15 protein-coding genes are annotated in these 17237 nt (G+C 60.5%); 8 read left to right on the plus strand and 7 right to left on the minus strand.

What is annotated here, in order from left to right:
• Positions 1-53 precede the first annotated feature (53 nt).
• Positions 54-503 (plus strand): Cu(I)-responsive transcriptional regulator, encoded by a 450-nt coding sequence (cueR, locus tag AC13Q5_RS24775; RefSeq protein ID WP_075854717.1) that lies wholly within the window; start codon positions 54-56, stop codon positions 501-503.
• Between the two features lie 295 nt (positions 504-798).
• Here cueR and AC13Q5_RS24780 read toward each other — a convergent pair whose 3' ends face one another.
• Both AC13Q5_RS24780 and AC13Q5_RS24785 read right to left on the minus strand, forming a co-directional pair.
• Positions 799-2241, minus strand: a complete 1443-nt coding sequence (locus tag AC13Q5_RS24780; protein WP_075854718.1) for a GAD-like domain-containing protein — start codon at positions 2239-2241, stop codon at positions 799-801.
• A gap of 96 nt (positions 2242-2337) precedes the next feature.
• Complete coding sequence (locus AC13Q5_RS24785) at positions 2338-3246, minus strand: LysR family transcriptional regulator (RefSeq protein ID WP_075854719.1); 909 nt, start codon at positions 3244-3246, stop codon at positions 2338-2340.
• Between the two features lie 167 nt (positions 3247-3413).
• Here AC13Q5_RS24785 and AC13Q5_RS24790 point away from each other — a divergent pair, with 167 nt between their 5' ends.
• Both AC13Q5_RS24790 and AC13Q5_RS24795 read left to right on the plus strand, forming a co-directional pair.
• A complete protein-coding gene (locus AC13Q5_RS24790) occupies positions 3414-4238 on the plus strand; it encodes an aldo/keto reductase (RefSeq protein WP_075854720.1) in 825 nt (274 codons plus the stop codon).
• A gap of 12 nt (positions 4239-4250) precedes the next feature.
• Positions 4251-5462, plus strand: coding sequence for an MFS transporter (locus AC13Q5_RS24795; RefSeq protein WP_075854721.1), 1212 nt, complete (start codon positions 4251-4253; stop codon positions 5460-5462).
• A gap of 114 nt (positions 5463-5576) precedes the next feature.
• On the opposite strand, the gene AC13Q5_RS24800 is transcribed toward AC13Q5_RS24795, so the two are convergent.
• On the minus strand, positions 5577-6332 hold the full coding sequence (locus AC13Q5_RS24800) for a hypothetical protein (RefSeq protein WP_488503498.1): 756 nt from the start codon (positions 6330-6332) through the stop codon (positions 5577-5579).
• 457 nt (positions 6333-6789) lie between these two features.
• Here AC13Q5_RS24800 and AC13Q5_RS24805 point away from each other — a divergent pair, with 457 nt between their 5' ends.
• Entirely contained in the window at positions 6790-7941 is a 1152-nt protein-coding gene (locus AC13Q5_RS24805; RefSeq protein ID WP_488503499.1) for an MFS transporter, read from the plus strand.
• A 157-nt stretch (positions 7942-8098) separates the two neighbouring features.
• Here AC13Q5_RS24805 and AC13Q5_RS24810 read toward each other — a convergent pair whose 3' ends face one another.
• Positions 8099-9382, minus strand: coding sequence for an epoxide hydrolase family protein (locus AC13Q5_RS24810; RefSeq protein ID WP_488503500.1), 1284 nt, complete (start codon positions 9380-9382; stop codon positions 8099-8101).
• 477 nt (positions 9383-9859) lie between these two features.
• Complete coding sequence (locus AC13Q5_RS24815; RefSeq protein WP_488503501.1) at positions 9860-10369, minus strand: cytochrome P460 family protein; 510 nt, start codon at positions 10367-10369, stop codon at positions 9860-9862.
• Between the two features lie 232 nt (positions 10370-10601).
• Between AC13Q5_RS24815 and AC13Q5_RS24820 the strand changes: the two genes are divergently transcribed.
• Positions 10602-11351: a 2OG-Fe(II) oxygenase gene (locus AC13Q5_RS24820; RefSeq protein WP_488503502.1), complete on the plus strand. Its 750-nt coding sequence runs from the start codon at positions 10602-10604 to the stop codon at positions 11349-11351.
• Between the two features lie 22 nt (positions 11352-11373).
• Here the strand turns inward: AC13Q5_RS24820 and AC13Q5_RS24825 are convergent, their stop codons facing one another.
• The gene (locus AC13Q5_RS24825; protein WP_488503503.1) at positions 11374-12135 is read right to left on the minus strand and encodes a helix-turn-helix domain-containing protein; all 762 of its coding nucleotides are present in this window, start codon (positions 12133-12135) and stop codon (positions 11374-11376) included.
• Positions 12136-12304: 169 nt separating this feature from the next.
• On the opposite strand from AC13Q5_RS24825, the gene AC13Q5_RS24830 reads away from it, so the two are divergent.
• Positions 12305-14563 carry a marine proteobacterial sortase target protein gene (locus AC13Q5_RS24830; protein WP_488503504.1) on the plus strand — a complete coding sequence of 753 codons (2259 nt, stop codon included), beginning with the start codon at positions 12305-12307 and terminating at the stop codon, positions 14561-14563.
• The gene (locus tag AC13Q5_RS24835; RefSeq protein WP_488503505.1) at positions 14560-15180 is read left to right on the plus strand and encodes a class GN sortase; all 621 of its coding nucleotides are present in this window, start codon (positions 14560-14562) and stop codon (positions 15178-15180) included. Before AC13Q5_RS24830 ends, AC13Q5_RS24835 begins: the two co-directional genes overlap by 4 nt.
• Before the next feature lie 38 nt (positions 15181-15218).
• On the opposite strand, the gene AC13Q5_RS24840 is transcribed toward AC13Q5_RS24835, so the two are convergent.
• Entirely contained in the window at positions 15219-16184 is a 966-nt protein-coding gene (locus tag AC13Q5_RS24840; RefSeq protein ID WP_488503506.1) for a nitrilase family protein, read from the minus strand.
• 91 nt (positions 16185-16275) lie between these two features.
• On the opposite strand from AC13Q5_RS24840, the gene AC13Q5_RS24845 reads away from it, so the two are divergent.
• On the plus strand, positions 16276-17181 hold the full coding sequence (locus tag AC13Q5_RS24845) for a LysR family transcriptional regulator (protein WP_488503507.1): 906 nt from the start codon (positions 16276-16278) through the stop codon (positions 17179-17181).
• Positions 17182-17237: the final 56 nt, after the last annotated feature.

Raw genomic sequence — 17237 nt, forward strand, 5'->3', positions numbered from 1 at the left:
TCGGACGCGGCCGGTCCTTTTCGGGCCGGCTGCCTTATGTCAGGAGAACATTCATGAATATCGGGCAGGCAGCAAAGGCATCGGGCGTCTCGGCCAAGATGATCCGCTATTACGAAGAGACCGGCCTCATTCCGGCGGCCGGCAGAACCGCGTCGGGCTATCGCGACTATTCGGATACCGACGTCCACATGCTGCGCTTCATCCGCCGGGCGCGCGATCTCGGCTTTGCCGTCACCGAAATCAGTGAGCTTTTGGAACTTTGGCGCGACGAAACCCGCCAGAGCGCGGAGGTCAAGCGCCTGGCTCAGGGCCATATCGAAGCGCTGAAGAAAAAGATCGCCGACCTGCAGGATATGGAGCATACGCTCACCATGCTCGTGAATGCCTGCCAGGGCGACCATCGCCCGCATTGCCCGATCCTGCAGCGGCTCGAGACCGATCAGGAAGACGAAAGCCCGGCGATCCGGCCGCGGACCGGCGCAATCCCGCGGCCCCTGCAGTGAGAGCGGACCCGGCGATGTAACCGCCATCGATTCGGCGGCGCTGCAGCTTTCCGGCCTGCGGCCTCTACAGGACTGGCGGCGGGTGCCTGCCAGCCTGGATAGCAATTCCCATATGCAGATCCTTTTACAACAGCGTCCTGCTGCGGTTCGTCAGCGCGCTTGTTGCCGACCCTCGACGCTCGGCCTCTCGGCGGGCGGCCGATGCCAGTCGATCCGCGAGATCTCGGACTGCGAAGAATTCAGGAAGAAGCCGTCGAAGTGAGGCGGGGCACGAGAATTGCGTCTATCGGTACACTCAGCCCTCGCTCGGCGCACGGGTTGTCAATATATCGCCGATCGCTGGACCATCTTCGATGGTGCCGTCTTGACCGCGGCGATATTTGACCCCGACCTCACAGGCGTGCGGCGCCATCTTCCAGATCCAGCCCTTGAGGTGACGGCCGGTGTCGGGAGGCGAGTAAAGCGGCATGTTGAAGCGCAGTCCGTCATCCTCGCCGAGATCGAGCGTGCACATGACCGTGCCTTCGCCATCGTCCTCTTCGTCAAGATTTGGATCGGCGACATGGGTGATCGTGGTACGAAGCGGCTCGACATGGATCATGGCCTGCAGGATGTGCGGAAGATCGTCAAAGGGCGGAGCCGCGCGGCCATCGCTCGGCTCTTCCACGAAAGCCTCATGTAGTGTGACCCGGCGGAAATAATATTCGCTGCGCCCCATTTTGTCCCAGCCGCCGATCGCCGTTGCGATATCGCCCAGCTCGTAGACGCGCAGCAGGAGGCTGGTTTCGCCCGAATGCATTGCCACGAGACGGTCGTCATTGTCGTCGCCACCCGAGGAATCGGCGCGCAAGACGATGTCGAGCGCAACGATCTCGTCACCGTCGGCATTGCCTGAGATTTCGTAGGTCCCGGTGTAGAAACGCACGTCGACCCGTTCCAAACTCCGATAATGGATACGCCAGAACAACAGGCTGTAGCGCCCATCTGGTCGGAGCGCCAAGAGCCTGTGCCAGTCGATATAGGAAGACAGATATAAGCCGGCTAAGCCTTGCCCGTCTGCGATATCCTCAAATGTGGTGCGATGTTCGACCGGCAGGGCATCGGCCACGGTCGTCGGCTTCTCGGCTGTCGGCTTCGGCGGATCGACGGCGTCGCGAAGACGCCGATGCATCTCGAAGGCATCGACCTTTGCGATCCGCAGCATCTGCATCGAAAACAGCATCTGGTCGATTTCATAGACTTCACCCGGTGAAAGCGCCCCACAGTCCTTACGTGCCGATTGTACCAATGTCGGCGAAATGAGGGATTCAAGCGACTGCCTGTCGCAAAGAAACCGATTGAAGAACTCGTCGAGGCTCCAGGCCAGGTCGCTCGTCCTTTTCGATACAGGATCGATGAAGACAACATCCTCGTCGGTTGCCGTCAGCTTGCGGTAATAGAGAAGGACGCCGAAGGGCGTCAGCGCAATCGGGATGCGCCGCACATCATCCGGCGGCGAAACGATCCAACGATGAAGCACGGCCTGCCAAGGCCGCGGGTCGATCAGCGCGAGTTGCATATCGCCATAAAATCCGACCCCCTTGCGGCGCCACAATTCGAGAAGGCTGGCGGGAAGAACGCCTTCATAAGCGGCGACAAGCTCACTGTCGGCTCGGGAAACCTGCCGCGATGGCGGATGCGCTTCGATAAAGCAGTGAAGAGCGGGGCGGCGAAATGGGAGAACAAGACGATCAAACATAAGTTGTATATGGACGGCAGCATCCATCGGACAAGATGCCCGATCGCTCAGCCACACATACACCTTCCCGTCGCCCATGTGATCGGGGCGACAGGCTCAGACTTCCCCGTCAAGGAATTGCCGGAGGCGCGGCACGACGAAATCGAGGAAGACGCGCACGCGCTGCGGCATGCGAGCACCTCCCAGGAAGACCGCGTGAATCTGCTCTTCATCCGGCTCGACGACATCGGCGAGCACCTCGATGAGACGGCCGGCCGCAATGTCGGCCCGGACGTGATAGTCACCCATGCGGGCAAGCCCCACACCTGCCAGCGTCATACGCCGCACGGTTTCGCCATTGTTGGCAAGCAGCGAACTCGTCATGGCACGATCGACGATGCGGCCGCTTTCCCTAACCGGCCAGACGGGCGCAAGGCGGCGGAAATTAAATCCCAGGCAATTGTGCCGTGAGAGATCATCGACCGTCAGCGGTATTCCACAACGATCGAGATAACTGGGCGCGGCGACGATCTTGCGGCGAGCAATGCCGATGCGGCGCGCTATCATTCCCGAATCCGGCAGGGATCCCACCCGGAAGGCAATGTCGGTCCGGTCGAGATAGAGGTCGACGATTTCATCGGATAGCGAAAGGTCGACCACGACATTGGGGTAGATCCGCCAGAATTCCGGCAAGAGCGGCTCGAGGCCGAGCACGCCCAGGGCTACCGAGATGTTGACCCGCAGGGTGCCACCTGTCGTCGTCGCACCCTGCGCCAGCTCCTGTTCGACCTCGTCGAGATCGTGCAGCAGGGCCTGGCTGCGCTCATAATAGATCCGACCCTCCAAGGTCAGCGACAGCCGGCGGGTGGAACGCTCGACAAGCCGCACGCCGAGTCTTGCTTCGATGCGTGAGATCAGCTTGCTGACGGTTGACGGCGTCATGCGCAGCAAGCGTGCCGCTTCGGAAAAGCTACCGGCTTCCACCACGCGAAGAAATACCTGCATCTCGCCCGCACGATTGTCCATGAAACACCCGTCTTTGATTTTGTTTCACAAATAATGTGAAAACTCACCCAATTATCAAGTGCGAATGCTCCCTCTATTTCATAGGCCGAAGAGATTGCGCCCTCGAATCCGGCGCTCGATCCATTCAAGGCGGCCAAAGCCGCCGAGGCTTTCAAAAGGAGTTTTCGATGCTCACCGTTACTGCCCATGGCGCAACAATTCCCGCGCTCGGCTTCGGCGTCTTCCGTATGTCGGACGCAGAAGTGGAGCGCGTCATCCCGGCCGCACTGGAGGCCGGTTTCCGTCATTTCGACACCGCACAGATCTACCAGAACGAGGAAGCGCTCGGCCGAGCCCTTCAATCGGCCGGCGCACGACGCGACGACCTGTTCCTGACCACGAAGGTCTGGGTCGACAATTATAGCAACGAGAAGTTCGCCGCTTCGGTCGAAGAGAGCCTCGACAAGCTCAAGACCGACCGGGTCGATCTGCTCCTGCTGCACTGGCCGACCGACAAGGTGTCGGTCGCCGACCAGATCGAGATGCTGAACACGGTGAAGGCCGCCGGCAAGACCCGTTTCGTCGGCGTCAGCAACCAGAATATCGCGCAGATGCGCGAATCGGTCAGGCTTTCCAGCACGCCGATCGTGACCAATCAGGTCGAGATCCACCCCTACCTGCCCCAGCACGCGCTCGCCGCAGTCGCAAAGGCAAGCGGTCTTGCGATCACCGCTTATTACGGCATGGCCGACGGCGCGGTGCCGAAGGATCAGGTGCTGCAGCAAATCGGCGCCCGATACGGCAAGAGCGCTGCGCAGGTCGGCCTACGCTGGCTGATCCAGCAGGGTCACATCGCCCTCTCCAAGACCGCCAATCCCGCGCGCGCCAAGGAGAACATCGCGATCTTCGACTTCAACCTCGACGAGGCCGATATGGCCGCCATCGCCAATCTCGCTCGTCCGGATGGCCGGATCGTCAGCCCTCCCGGCCTTGCTCCGGAATGGGATGTCTAAGGAGATTTTAACATGAACGCCCACGTTTCGACGGCCGAAAAGGCCCAAACATCCTCTCATGCGCAATGGGCGCTTCTCGCCCTTGCAATCGGCGCCTTTGGCATCGGTACAACCGAGTTTTCGCCGATGGGGCTTCTCCCGGTGATCGCCAAAGGGGTCGACGTCTCGATCCCGACCGCCGGCCTCCTGATCAGTGCCTATGCGATCGGCGTCATGGTTGGTGCGCCCTTCATGACGCTGGCTTTCAGCCGCTTCGGCAAGCGCACCGCGCTGATGCTGCTGATGAGCATCTTCACGGTCGGCAATCTCATGTCGGCCATGGCGCCCGGCTATTTCACACTGCTGCTTGCCCGGCTCGTCACGAGTCTCAATCACGGCGCCTTCTTCGGTCTCGGTGCCGTCGTGGCGGCAAGCGTGGTACCGAAGGAAAAGCAGGCAAGTGCGGTCGCAGCCATGTTCATGGGACTGACAATCGCCAATATCGGCGGCGTTCCGGCCGCGACCTGGGTCGGTCAGGCAATCGGTTGGCGCATGGCCTTTGCCGGGACGGCTTTGATTGGCGTCGCCGCCATCGCGGCGCTGTGGATCGCTCTTCCGAAAGGCGAGCGCGGTGCGATGCCCGATGTCAGGAGGGAGTTGGCCGTGCTTACTCATCCTACGGTGCTCATTGCCATGGCAACCACCGTCATGGGTGCAGGCGCGATGTTCTCGCTGTACACCTATGTTGCTCCGGCGCTCACCGAACTCACTGGCGCATCCAATAGCTTCGTGACCCTCGGGCTGGTCCTGATCGGCGTCGGCTTCACGATCGGCAACTGGCTGGGCGGCCGGCTGGCCGACTGGTCGCTCGACGGCGCAACCAAGATCTTCCTGGCTCTGCTCGCGGCCATCATGTTCGTGCTGCCGCTCGCGATGGTCACCCACGTGGGTGCCGCCATCGGCCTGCTTCTTTGGGGTGGCGCAGCATTTGCCATCGTCCCGCCCGTGCAGATGCGCGTCATGGAAGCAGCAGCAGAGGCCCCGGGCCTTGCTTCCTCCATCAATGTCGGGGCCTTCAACCTCGGCAATGCCTTGGGGGCTGCAACCGGTGCGGCCGTCATCAGCCTTGGCTTCGGCTATGCGGCGGTTTCGATCGCTGGTGGCCTGCTCGCCGCAGCCGGCCTGGCGCTGGTGTTGATCGGCACCCGCAGATCGTCGTCGCTCCCGGCAAATTGCGGCGCCTGATCAATCCGCTGGCCGCCAATCAGGTATCGAGGTTTCTCGATACCCTGCCCACGAAAAGCGAGCCGTCTACGGTCTATTGCCGCAGACGGCTCAACCCAATCGAAGCAGCCATGTTCAAGGCAGCTTGATCTCGAGCGTGATCATGTAGTTGCTGTAGTTGGGAGCTGCCGGCGGCGGGTTATGGTTAGTGGCAGAGAAGATCGAATAGTCTGTTATGCGCGGAGGCGTGGATGGCGGCTTCACGTCCGGCCTCCAGGACGCCTTGATCGTTATCTTGTCCGTCGCGCGATAGGAAAGATTGAGCTCGCGGTTCCTGCTTGCGCCGTCCCGGGAATGCTTGCCTCCCACGGACCATTTGTCCCATGATGCGTCCAGGGTCTCGCTTATCTCCGTACCCTTGCGCTCATAGCTGCCACTCAGGGAAGAATTGTCACCCTTGGTCGACAGCTTGTAGAGCTGATCCTGAACCTTGCCGTTGAAGTCCGTCGTTATCGTGGCACTGCCTTCGGTCTTGCCATCAGACGACCGCGCGTTGAGGTCGAAGATGATGGTCTTGTTGCCGACATAGACGCCGACGTTCGGATTGAGCCCATTCGTCTTGAAGCCGATGTCGCTCTTGGCCTTCGAGTCGAGAACGATGGGACGCTCGGGCGACTGAAAATACTTTCCAAGCAAATCCTGCTGGGGCTTGGTCGGCTCAACGGGTTTGCCCATCGGGTCGAAGGCACCCATGACCGTGCAGCGCTGGCCGCTCACCCAACTGTTGACGGCAAAGATCAGATGTCCGTCATCGCCAATCGCGGCTACGCCCTGATGCAGGCTGTTCCTCAGATTATAGCGACCGCAGCAGGACAGGGAGTTGTCGCTCATTGCTTCGAAGGATCGGCCGGAAAAAAGCACGCCGGATGGCAATCCCGATGCAGCCTCGCTCCCAAGAATAGGGCAGCTGGAGAGCGGTATCAGCCTATAGCTGTTCAAATCCGTTTGCGGCGTCTGGCCCGTTGGCCTGGTGAGCGGTGCTAATCCCATATCTGATCTGCCGTTTCTCGATCCGTTGACGAAGGATGAAAGATGAAATTCCCAAATCGCCATGCCACTAGAGGACAGTGAGCGATACGATTTATGCGTGTCCAACCCGGGGAGTTAGGTCAGCGAACTTATTTGTCCAGACGGTCAATTTTGTTCTGACGGCACAGAGCCGGGCTGGCGGAATTGGCTTGAAGCCATGACCGCCTGATCATTTGACGCGGCTCGTATTGCCAGCACTAGTTGCTTTCGGATAGACCCTCTCCATCTCATCTGTGTTCAGATTCTCCGGAGCATCAAAATGCGTCTTGAACCGCAGCAGCGAATTTATGTCTGCTTCTTCCTCTTTGCGGTATCGATGGGCGCAATGCTGTCGCGCCTTCCCGACCTCCAGGACGCCTTGCAGATCAACAAATCCGAGCTCGGCCTGACACTGATCGGTGCGGCCATCGGCGCTCTGATATCGCTTACCTTCGCCTCCCCCATCGTCGCACGCCTTGGCGCCCGCAAGACGGCATTCATCACCGTGCTCGGAACCTCCGCATCCCTGGCGCTCGTACCCTGGATGGGCGTGGCCCCCCTGGTCTTTGCCGTCCTGTTTTGCGAGGGACTGCTTGCCGGAGCGCTCGAAATCAATCTCAATGTCGAGATCGATCGCATCGAGGCGCAGCTCGGCCGTGGCGTGATGAACCGCGCACATGGGTTCTGGAGCCTCGGCTTTTTCGTCACCGCCCTCGCCTCATCGGCGATACGCCAGGTCGGCATTTCAATGCAGCTGCACCTCGCCCTGATATTCATCTTCGTCCTGATCGTGGGGTCGGTGACGATCGCCGGCATGCGCAATGCGCCGGCACGCCCGACGCAGGATCACCCGGAGGCCGGGCATATCGCGCTGCCGACGCTCGGCCTGCTGCCTCTCTGTGTGATCGGCATCGCTGCCTTCCTGGTCGAGGGTGCGGGGATCGATTGGTCGGCGATCTACATGCGCGACGTCTTTCACGTCGAGCCCTTCATCGGCGGTCTCGGACTGACGCTTTTCACCTTCTTCATGGCGCTGGCAAGACTGTTTGCCGACGGGTTCGTCGATCGCTTCGGCTCCCGCTCCGTTGCGCTTTCGCTGCTCCTCCTTTCGACCGCCGGCCTCTGCGCCGTCTGGCTGGCACCCCACCCCAATGTGGCGCTCCTCGGCTTTGCCTTCATGGGCGCCGGCTGCAGCGCGGTCTATCCGCTTGCAGTTTCGGCCGCCGCCCAGCGCACCGACCGTCCGGCCCACGTCAATGTCGCAGCGCTCGGACAAATGTCCTTCGTCGTCTTCTTCCTCGCCCCGCCATTGCTGGGATTCGTGGCCGAGCATGCCGGCATTCGCACCGCCTACCTCGTGTGCATCCCGGTCATCCTGGCTGCACTCGTGGGCATCGGATCGCTTTCGACGCGCCGCAGCGCGTTTGCGTAAGGGCTCTGCGATCCCACGAGAGTTGCCAGGATCGAATCAGCCAAGATCCGTTATTGGCTGTCGAGGGGGTACGCCATACGCTTCCCCCTCTTCCGCAGCCAGGCGTGGGGCATTGCTCGCCTGCGGTGCTTTCACCAAGTCAGAAGCCTCGGCCCGCTTAACGCAGCGAGCGGAATGCTGCCCTGACTTCGTTGGTGAAAATCGCCGGCTGCTCCCAGGCCGCAAAATGCCCGCCATTATCGGTTTCGTTGAAGTAGATCAGATTGCCATAGCAACGCTCGGCCCAGGTCTTCGGCGCCTGGTAGATTTCGCCCGGAAAGACACTGACTGCGACCGGCAAGGTTGGAATCTGGATGGCGTTGAAGTTGTTGGAATGGTCTTCCCAATAAATCTGGGCCGCAGAGGTTCCGGTTTCGGTAAACCAGTAGAGGGAGATGTCGTCCAGCATCTCGTCGCGGGTCAGGACTTTTTCCGGCTGCTTGCCGCTGTAAGTCCAGGTGGCGAACTTGTCGTAGATCCAGGCCGCCAGGCCCACCGGCGAGTCGACGAGCGAATAGCCAATGGTCTGCGGGCGGGTGACCATCATGTTGGCGTAGCCCGAACTATCGCGATAGAACTCCGCCAGCTTTTCGAAGCAGGCACGTTCCTTGTCCGTCAGATCGGCCGGAGCAGGATCGCCAGCCGCAAGAATATGGGCAATCTCCTTCGGGACGATGCCGGGCATATTGAGATGGATGCCGAGCAATCCCGGCACGTTCTGGAGCGCCATGCGCTGGGAGATGACGGAGCCGCAATCGCCGCCTTGCGAGACGAAGCGCTCGTAGCCAAGACGACGCATCAGCGTGCCCCACGCGCGGCCGATATGGTCCGAACCCCAGCCCCTCGTCGTCGGCTTGCCGGAGAAGCCGAAACCGGGGATCGATGGCACTACGAGATGAAAGGCGTCTTCGGCCTTGCCGCCATGAGCGGTTGGATTCGTCAAGGGATCGATGACCTTGAGCATTTCCAGAACCGAGCCCGGCCAACCGTGGGTCATGATCAGCGGCATTGCGTTTTCATGCGGAGAGCGCACGTGAATGAATTGAATATCCAGCCCGTCGATTTCGGTTATGAACATCGGCAGGGAATTGAGCTTTTGTTCCACCTTTCGCCAATCATAGCCGTCGGCCCAATATCCGACGAGATCACGCAGACGTTCGAGCTGCACGCCCTGGGAGTCGTCAGCAACATTTTCCTTGAGCGGCCAGCGTGCTTTCGCAAGCCTCTGCTTCAACTCGGCAATCGCGCTGTCGGGTATGTGGACCTTGAACGGCTTCACGCCGTCGGGCAAGGCGTCCGATGCGGCAAAGGACATGACAGGCTTCAGGAGCGATGCTGCGCCAGCGACGGCGGCAGCAGTCACAAAGGCGCGTCTGTTCATTGAGAAGGATAAAGGCGACATCAGAATCTCCATATGTTTGGGAGGTTTGTTGAATGCCGCGAAGTTCTGCTTTCGGTGTGTATCCCGGTTGTGTCTTCAACCGCGCCAAATTGTATCCTTCCGTGTCCAGATCGACCAAGGCTACGATGGAATACAGAATTCTGCGCTTTGGCTTTGGCAGCGGCAAGTACGTCCCAAAAGATGGAACTTGGCTCAGTAGACCAGTGAAGAAGGATTTTTCGGGGAGCCGCGACGGTGGGAGATAAGGCAATGCTGGGCTCCCAAAGCCGGAAGCGGAACCAGAGATTGCGCAGGCTTGTGAAAGTCGTCTTCCATGATGATGGAAGCGGCTCGATGACTGCTCGCTGAGAGCAGCGCTCGCCTGTCGGTCAAAATAGGGGACGGCTATCCCGATGGGAGGAAAAATCATGGATAGCCGGCCAGCCGCGATGTGATGAGATCGGGCCAGCAAATTCAATTTAGCCAGGTTGCCGCGTCTTACGGCGCATAGCGCGTAAAGACGTAGTCGTGATCCCTAACATTGCCGACATGGCAGCTGAGACAGGTCTCATGTTGTGCAACGTCGACCGGCTTGCCGTCGACGAACCGCCCGAAGCCCCAACCGTGGCTATCGGGATATTTCTTGGAATCCTTCACCATGACCTGCACCGTCGTCGGCGCTCCCGGCACCGTTGCCGGTGCAAACTCCGTCGATTGCTTGCGTTTGTAGGCCAATTTGACGAGGATCGAACCGTCCGGAAAAGGCAGGGTGCCCTTCTTATAGGCGTCGATGGCGATATCATTGCCGAGCACTGCGCGAAGTTCGTCGAGCGGCGGAGCCTCCTGCGCCGGCGCAATGAAATTCCAGTCCCTATAGCCTTCCGGTATGGTGACGCCGTAGATCGGCGAGGCATTTTCCGGCGGCGTTGCAGAACTTGCGGATTGAGAAGCCGCGATGCCGACGGCGAGGCTTGAGACGGCAAATGCGCCAAGGAATGCGAGTTTCATTTTTGACTCCTGCCTGACGGATGATCTGGCAGAGGATCGCGCGGAATTGTATCCGCGAGATTTCAGGAAACGGCCCGATTGTATCGCAATGTAGCCGGGGAGACCCGTTCGTGTGAGCTACTCGTCGGAAATCGGGTGGCCACCGCTCCGGTTCGGACGCTAGGCTCCAGGTTCTTGCCGCGCCCGAGGGCCTAGAGCGCCCTCGAAAACCCGCCCAAACCGAGGACATGACATGAACACGCAACCATCCAGCTTCGCTCCGGCTTTTGCGGAAACCTCCACAGTGACGCGGGTCGCCGCCTACGATTGGTCGTCGCTGACGGGAGAGCTTGACGGCTTCGGCTGCGCCATCCTTCCGAAGTTGCTCGCACCCGAGGAATGCGATGCGATCTCCCGCCTTTATCCCGAGGAACGTCATTTCCGCAGCCACATCATCATGGCGCGTCACGGCTTCGGAAGAGGTGAATATCGCTATTTCAACTATCCCCTGCCGGGGCTTCTCGGTGGATTGCGCACGGCGCTCTATCCTCATCTCGCCGATATCGCAAACCGATGGAATGAACGCATGGGCGTCGAGGAACGCTATCCCAATGAGCACGCCGCCTTCCTGAAGCGATGCCATGAAGCCGGCCAGAGGCGGCCGACACCACTGCTGCTGCAATATGTGCCCGGGGACTTCAACTGCCTGCATCAGGATCTCTATGGCGAGCTTGCCTTTCCGATCCAGGTCGCAATTCTGCTGTCCGAGCCGGGCCGGGATTTCACCGGCGGCGAGTTCGTCCTGACCGAGCAGCGGCCACGCATGCAAAGCCGCGTGGACGTCGTGCCGCTTCGACAGGGCGATGCCGTCGCTTTCGCGGTCCATAATCGGCCCGTGCGGGGAACGAAAGGGAGCTACCGTGTCAATCTCAGGCACGGGGTAAGCCGGGTGCGCTCGGGCATGCGCCACACCGTCGGCATCATCTTTCACGACGCGCGCTGAGGGCGCTAAGCAGCAGCCGATCTTACCCGACGAAGCCGGCGTAATTTTCTCCCGTAATTCTGCGCATGATAGCCGAGTAAGCATCGTGATTGTGATCGCCCGCCAAGACACGCCCCAGCGACGGCTGCGCGAAAGCCGACATTGGCAGAAGGGCGAGCGGCGTCGAGACGGGCGTGAGGTGAGAACCCTGCCCGGCGCGCAATGTCGTCAGCAGGCCGAACATCTCGCCGGTGATGCTGGGCCTCGACAATATCGCCATACGATACTGCCCGGACGAATTCGTCACGAGATAGATATGCCCCGACAGGTGCGGCACCGACACCGAGCCCTGTTGCGAAAACGAGGCATCGCTGCGCTCGCGCTCCCGAAAGCTCAGGCAGGTCAGTTCGCCATCCCAGGCGATCTCCGTGCAATAGGCGAAGATCGCCTGGGGATCGCCGAAGGACGGGCGAAGCGTCAGGTAGGTGCCTTCCAGCCATGACACCGAGGCGCGGGAATAGGCGCCAAGCTCTTCAGGGGCATGGCCGGGCCTGTCGTTGACGACAGGCGCCTGCGTTCCAACCGGTTCCCGCAGGACGACGCCCATCGCCTGTTCCAGCCGAATGAGGGTCGCAAGCGTGAAAGGGCGATGGCCGGAAAGAGCCTTCTCCAGGGTCGAGAGGCTGATGCGCGCATCATTGGCAAGACGCTGCCTGGAAATACGCCGCCGGGCGATCTCTTCGCGAACCCGCGCCGCCACGGTGCTGTTCTGACTGTCGGACAAATAGGGGTCGCCCTGGACCATTCCTTCGTTTCCTGTTTGCGTAATTTCCTTCACAATTCCACACATGGCCGTAACCGGCAAGACCGTTTGCGGCAAGATGCGGACGAAACAGGGCAAAGCTTACGCTGGCGAGAAAATAGCCTTTGTTCACAATGGCTTCAGTCATTCCACGGCGAACAAGGAGCCTGTCATGTCAGCCTCGCCAAGCATCTCGCGCTACCAAAAGCGGCAAAATTTCCTCATCAGATTCGGCCTGTTACTCTGGTTCAGCAATGCCATCCTGCTGCCGGTGCTTGCTGTCATTTTCGCACTGCTTCATCCGCTGGAATCGCACGCGCAGCCGGCAGCCTTCGTCACCCCGAACGAAATGGGTGCGGGCAGCCTTCTTCTTCAGACCAAGGAAGAAGGAAAATATATCGAAGCGCCTCGTCTTGCGACCGATGTCGACATCGACGTCAACGGCCCGACGGCACGCGCCGTTCTGACGCAAGCTTTCGAGAACACCACCGACAAATGGGTCGAAGCCCTCTACGTATTTCCTCTTCCTGAAGACAGCGCCGTCTATTCCCTGAAAATGGTCGTCGGCAACCGCGTCATTGTCGCCGACATTAAGGAGAAACAAGCCGCCCGCGCTATCTACGAAAAGGCTCGCAAACAGGGGAAGAAGGCCACCTTGGTCGAGCAGCAGCGTCCGAACGTCTTCACCAATGCGGTCGCCAACATCGGCCCGCATGAAAAGATCGTCGTCCAGATCGAATATCAGCAGGCGGTGCGTCTCGCGGATGGTCGCTTTTCCCTGCGGGTTCCGCTCGTCGTTGCGCCGCGCTACACCCCCCAGAATGGATCGCCCATCACACAGCAGGCCGATCTGAAGGCCGGTTGGGGTCGGAGCGAAAACAGCCCTTCACACAATGCTGCCGACAAACCCGTCTCCGCGCCGCTTTTGGCGCCGGACAGCGACCGCACCAATCCGGTCACGCTGAAGGTCAATCTCAATGCTGGCTTTCCGCTCGACGATGTCAAAAGTCTCTATCACACGGTCAGGATCGACAAGGTAAGCGATAACGCGCGCCGGATCGTGCTCGATGGCGATGCAACGGCCGACCACGACTTCGTGCTCGAATGGAGCGCCGTCGCCAGCGACGTGCCGAGCGTCGGTCTCTTCCGCGAACATGTCGGCAAGGATGATTACGTGCTTGCCTATGTAACGCCGCCGGCGGTGGCGGCGCCGCAAAAGGCTGGCCGCGAAGTGGTCTTCGTCATCGATAATTCCGGCTCCATGGGCGGCACGTCGATCGAGCAGGCGCGGGCGAGCCTCGATTATGCCCTGTCGCGGCTCGAGCCGAACGACCGCTTCAACGTCATTCGTTTCGACGATACGATGACCAAGTTCTTCCCGGATTCGGTCATGGCAACGGCTGAGAATATCGCCTCGGCCCGCCGCTTCGTCACCGGCCTGGAAGCTGCCGGCGGCACCGAAATGCTGCCGCCACTTCATGCAGCCCTCGACGACAGCCATCAGGCGAACGGATTGCGTCAGGTCGTGTTCCTGACCGACGGCGAAGTCAATAACGAGCAGCAGCTTCTCGATGCGATCGCTCAATCGCGTGGTCGCTCGCGCATCTTCATGGTCGGCATCGGCTCGGCGCCGAATACCTACCTGATGAGCCGCGCCGCCGAACTCGGCCGCGGCAGCTTCACCCATATCGGCTCGGTCGCCGAGGTGAACGAACGCATGCGCGCCCTCTTCGACAAGCTGGAGAACCCGGCCGTCACCGATGTCGCCGCCAGCTTTTCGGAAAAGAATGTCAGCCTCTCGCCGAACCAATTGCCCGATATCTATCACGGCGAACCGCTGGTGCTTGCCGCCCGGATGGGGAAAGCGGCCGGCACATTGACCGTCAGCGGCAAGATCGGCGACCGGCCGTGGACGATTACCCTGCCGCTCGATCAGGCGAGCAGCGCCAAGGGCATCTCGAAGATCTGGGCGCGTCGCCAGATCGACGATGCCGAAGTCAATCTCACGCTCGGCAAGATCACGCAGGCCGATGCCGACAAGCGCATCCTGCAACTGGCGCTGGATCACCATCTGGTAACGCGCCTGACCAGCCTTGTCGCTGTCGATAGCAAGCGCCTACGCCCGACGAATGCGCCGCTGACGCAGGCCGACATCCCCCTGCAGCTGCCGGCTGGTTGGGACTACGACAAGCTGCTCGGCATCGGCGCAACGCAAGATGCAAAGGCGGAGACCAAGCATCGTCAGACGGCCGACAAATCGCAAGGGGCGGATGGCGACGCGGAGCTTGCGCCGATCTCCGCACCGGCTCCGGCCAGCGTTCCGCTACCGCAGACGGCAACGCCCGGAGAGTTGATGATCCTTCAGGGATTGCTGGCCCTGCTGCTTGGGACGTCGTTGCTGGCCCTCGCATCGCGAAAGAGCAAGGCATGATCGCCACCACTCGCATCCAAACCATCGGGAGCGCGCCAGCGCGCTCCCTTCTGACCTTTGCAGCCGGCATTCTTATCGCGACCGGCCTCTTCCTCGCCGCACAGGGAGGATGGATCTATGCCAAGGCAGCTTTGGCGCAGCTTCTCCTGGAGCGCGCCTTCGCCGAGAGCGTGGCGTCAGGCACGCCGGTCAAGCCCTGGAGCTGGGCCGATACCTGGCCGGTGGCGCGCATCGAGGTTCCCCGCCTTGGCGTTGCCGCGATAGCGCTGAAGGGCGCAAGCGGCCAGGCGCTTGCCTTTGGCCCCGGCCACCTCGACAACACCCCGCAGGCGGGCGAAGAGGGCACGGCCGTCTACGCAGCGCATCGCGATACCCACTTTACCTTCCTGAGGGATATTAAAGAGAATGACCGTATCCGCATCACCCGCAGCGATGGCCGGATCTTTACTTTCCGCGTGAGCCACATGGCCGTTGCCCGCTGGGACGAAGCAGAGATCGACCCCAATGCGGAAGGCGTCCATATCGTGCTGGCGACATGTTTTCCCTTCGACGCCGTGACGTCAGGCCCGCTTCGCTTTCTGGTCTATGGCGATCTTGAAGAAACGGCGGCGAAATAGATCGCCGCCAGGAAGCCATGCTGCATCGGTACTACCCGCTAGCTGCGGGTAGAAGCTTCCGAATAGCGCGCGTCCATGGCCGAGAGGCCATTGGCGTTGGGCTGTGTCAAAATACCATAGAGTTCCGGGCGGCGGCCTCTTATCCAGCGCTGGCCCGTGCATTTGTCGAGCAAAGCCAGATCGATTTCAGCACTCACCCTTGCGTCGGCAGCCGTCCAGGTCTCGACCAGGATCCGACCATAGGGATCGAGGATCATGGCGTTGCCGGTGCGCACCTCGTCTTCATCCTGCCCGACGCCGTTGCTGAAGACTAGGAACATTCCATTGTCATGGGCGCGCGACGGCAGCCAGCGCATGAACCACTCCCGGCCGTTCGGGCCGCGAAACTCCGCCTCGATCGTCTCGGGATCTTCTTGGCGATTGATCCATTTTTCGACCGGTATCCGCCTCAGCCCATGCGGGCTCACCGAATGGCCGCCGCCGGCCTGATGCGGTGCGATCAGCAATTCGGCGCCGAGCAGCGCCGTGGCGCGCGCATTCTCGATCAGATTATTGTCCCAGCAGATCAGGATGCCGGCACGAATTCCCCAGGGTGTGTCGAAGACCGTGAAGGCATCGCCGCTAGAAATCAGGCGATGCTCCCAGGCATGCAGCTTACGATGGCAATGGATGTTTCCATCAGGCATGCAGACTGCATAGCTGTTATAGAGTTTCCCATTCTCGCCCGCCTCCAGGAAACCTGCGCCGATCGCAATGCCTTTCTTGCGCGCGAGAGCTGCGACGCGACTGATCGATGGACCCGAGAGAGGCTCCGCCAGCGCCTGTAGTGCGGGACCATCGAGCTTGGGAACGTGCCAGTATCCGCAAATGCACATTTCGGGGAATACGATGAGCTGGTTGCCGGCCTGAACGGCTTCCTCCGTGAAATGCACGATGCGCGAGAGATTGTAAGCCTTGTCGTTGGCCCGATGCTGAAACTGCACGGATGAAATTTTGAACGCCATGTCCATTGCTCCTTACTGTCGTGAAGCAATTTGACCACGCGGCGTCTCTTTCGTAAAATGACTTTATCGATTAAAATTATTCCGAGATAGAATGGAAATAAAACTCCTCCGCTCCTTCATTCAGCTGATCGATACCGGCCATTACGGCAAGGCATCGGCAAAGCTGTTCGTCACCCAGTCGACCCTGACCAAGCAGATCCAGGCTCTGGAAGCCGCAATGGGCGGAGCATTGTTCGAACGTGGTCGTCATGGCGCGAAGCTGACGCCACTTGGAGAGCTGTTGCAGCGCGAAGCGCGGCCGCTTCTTCGCTTGAACGAAGACGTCGACCGGAAGATGCATCGCGCCATTGCCGGTCTGACCGGATACCTCGATATCGGATTTGGGATATCGACCCTCGTTGCCGCACCGCAGCTGATTGCCGGCTTTCGTGCAGCGACGCCGGATTGCAGCATCACGCTCAACGACCTGCCGTCACGGGAACAGCATCAGCGCCTGCTCGACGGCCGGCTCGATATCGGCTTCTGCCGGGCACCGGAGGAAGATAGCGGTCTGGCGTTCATGCCCGTGCTTGAGGAGCATCTGGCCCTGGTGCTTCCACGCGGGGTGACCATGCCGGCCCAAGACCGGCTGACGGAGCTGAATGAACTCGGCTTTGTGGCACTTTCACCATCGCGCGGACCGGGACTGGCCGACCAGATCAGGCGCTGGTGTTCGCTCACCGGCTTCGAACCTCGCATCGTCCAATATGCTGACGATATCCTGACCGTGCATGCCATTGTCTCCGCCGGCCTGGGCGCGGCATTCCTGCCCTGGCGCGGCGTGCAGGCATTGGCTGGATCCAGCCACAAGCAGCCTCTCTCAGGACCGGAATCGAGATGGCCGGTTGGAATTTGCTGGCATCGCAAACATACGAGCCCCTTATTGGCCCGCTTTATCGATCACGTGTCGAAGAATCATGAATTCGGCCAAGCGCAGGCCGGGTGGCAATCGAGATAGAGCCTGACGCATCGTCATTCTGCAACGCAAAACGACCGCTCTCGTTGCCGACAATG

The organism is Martinezella sp. CNPSo 3964, assembly GCF_057784375.1.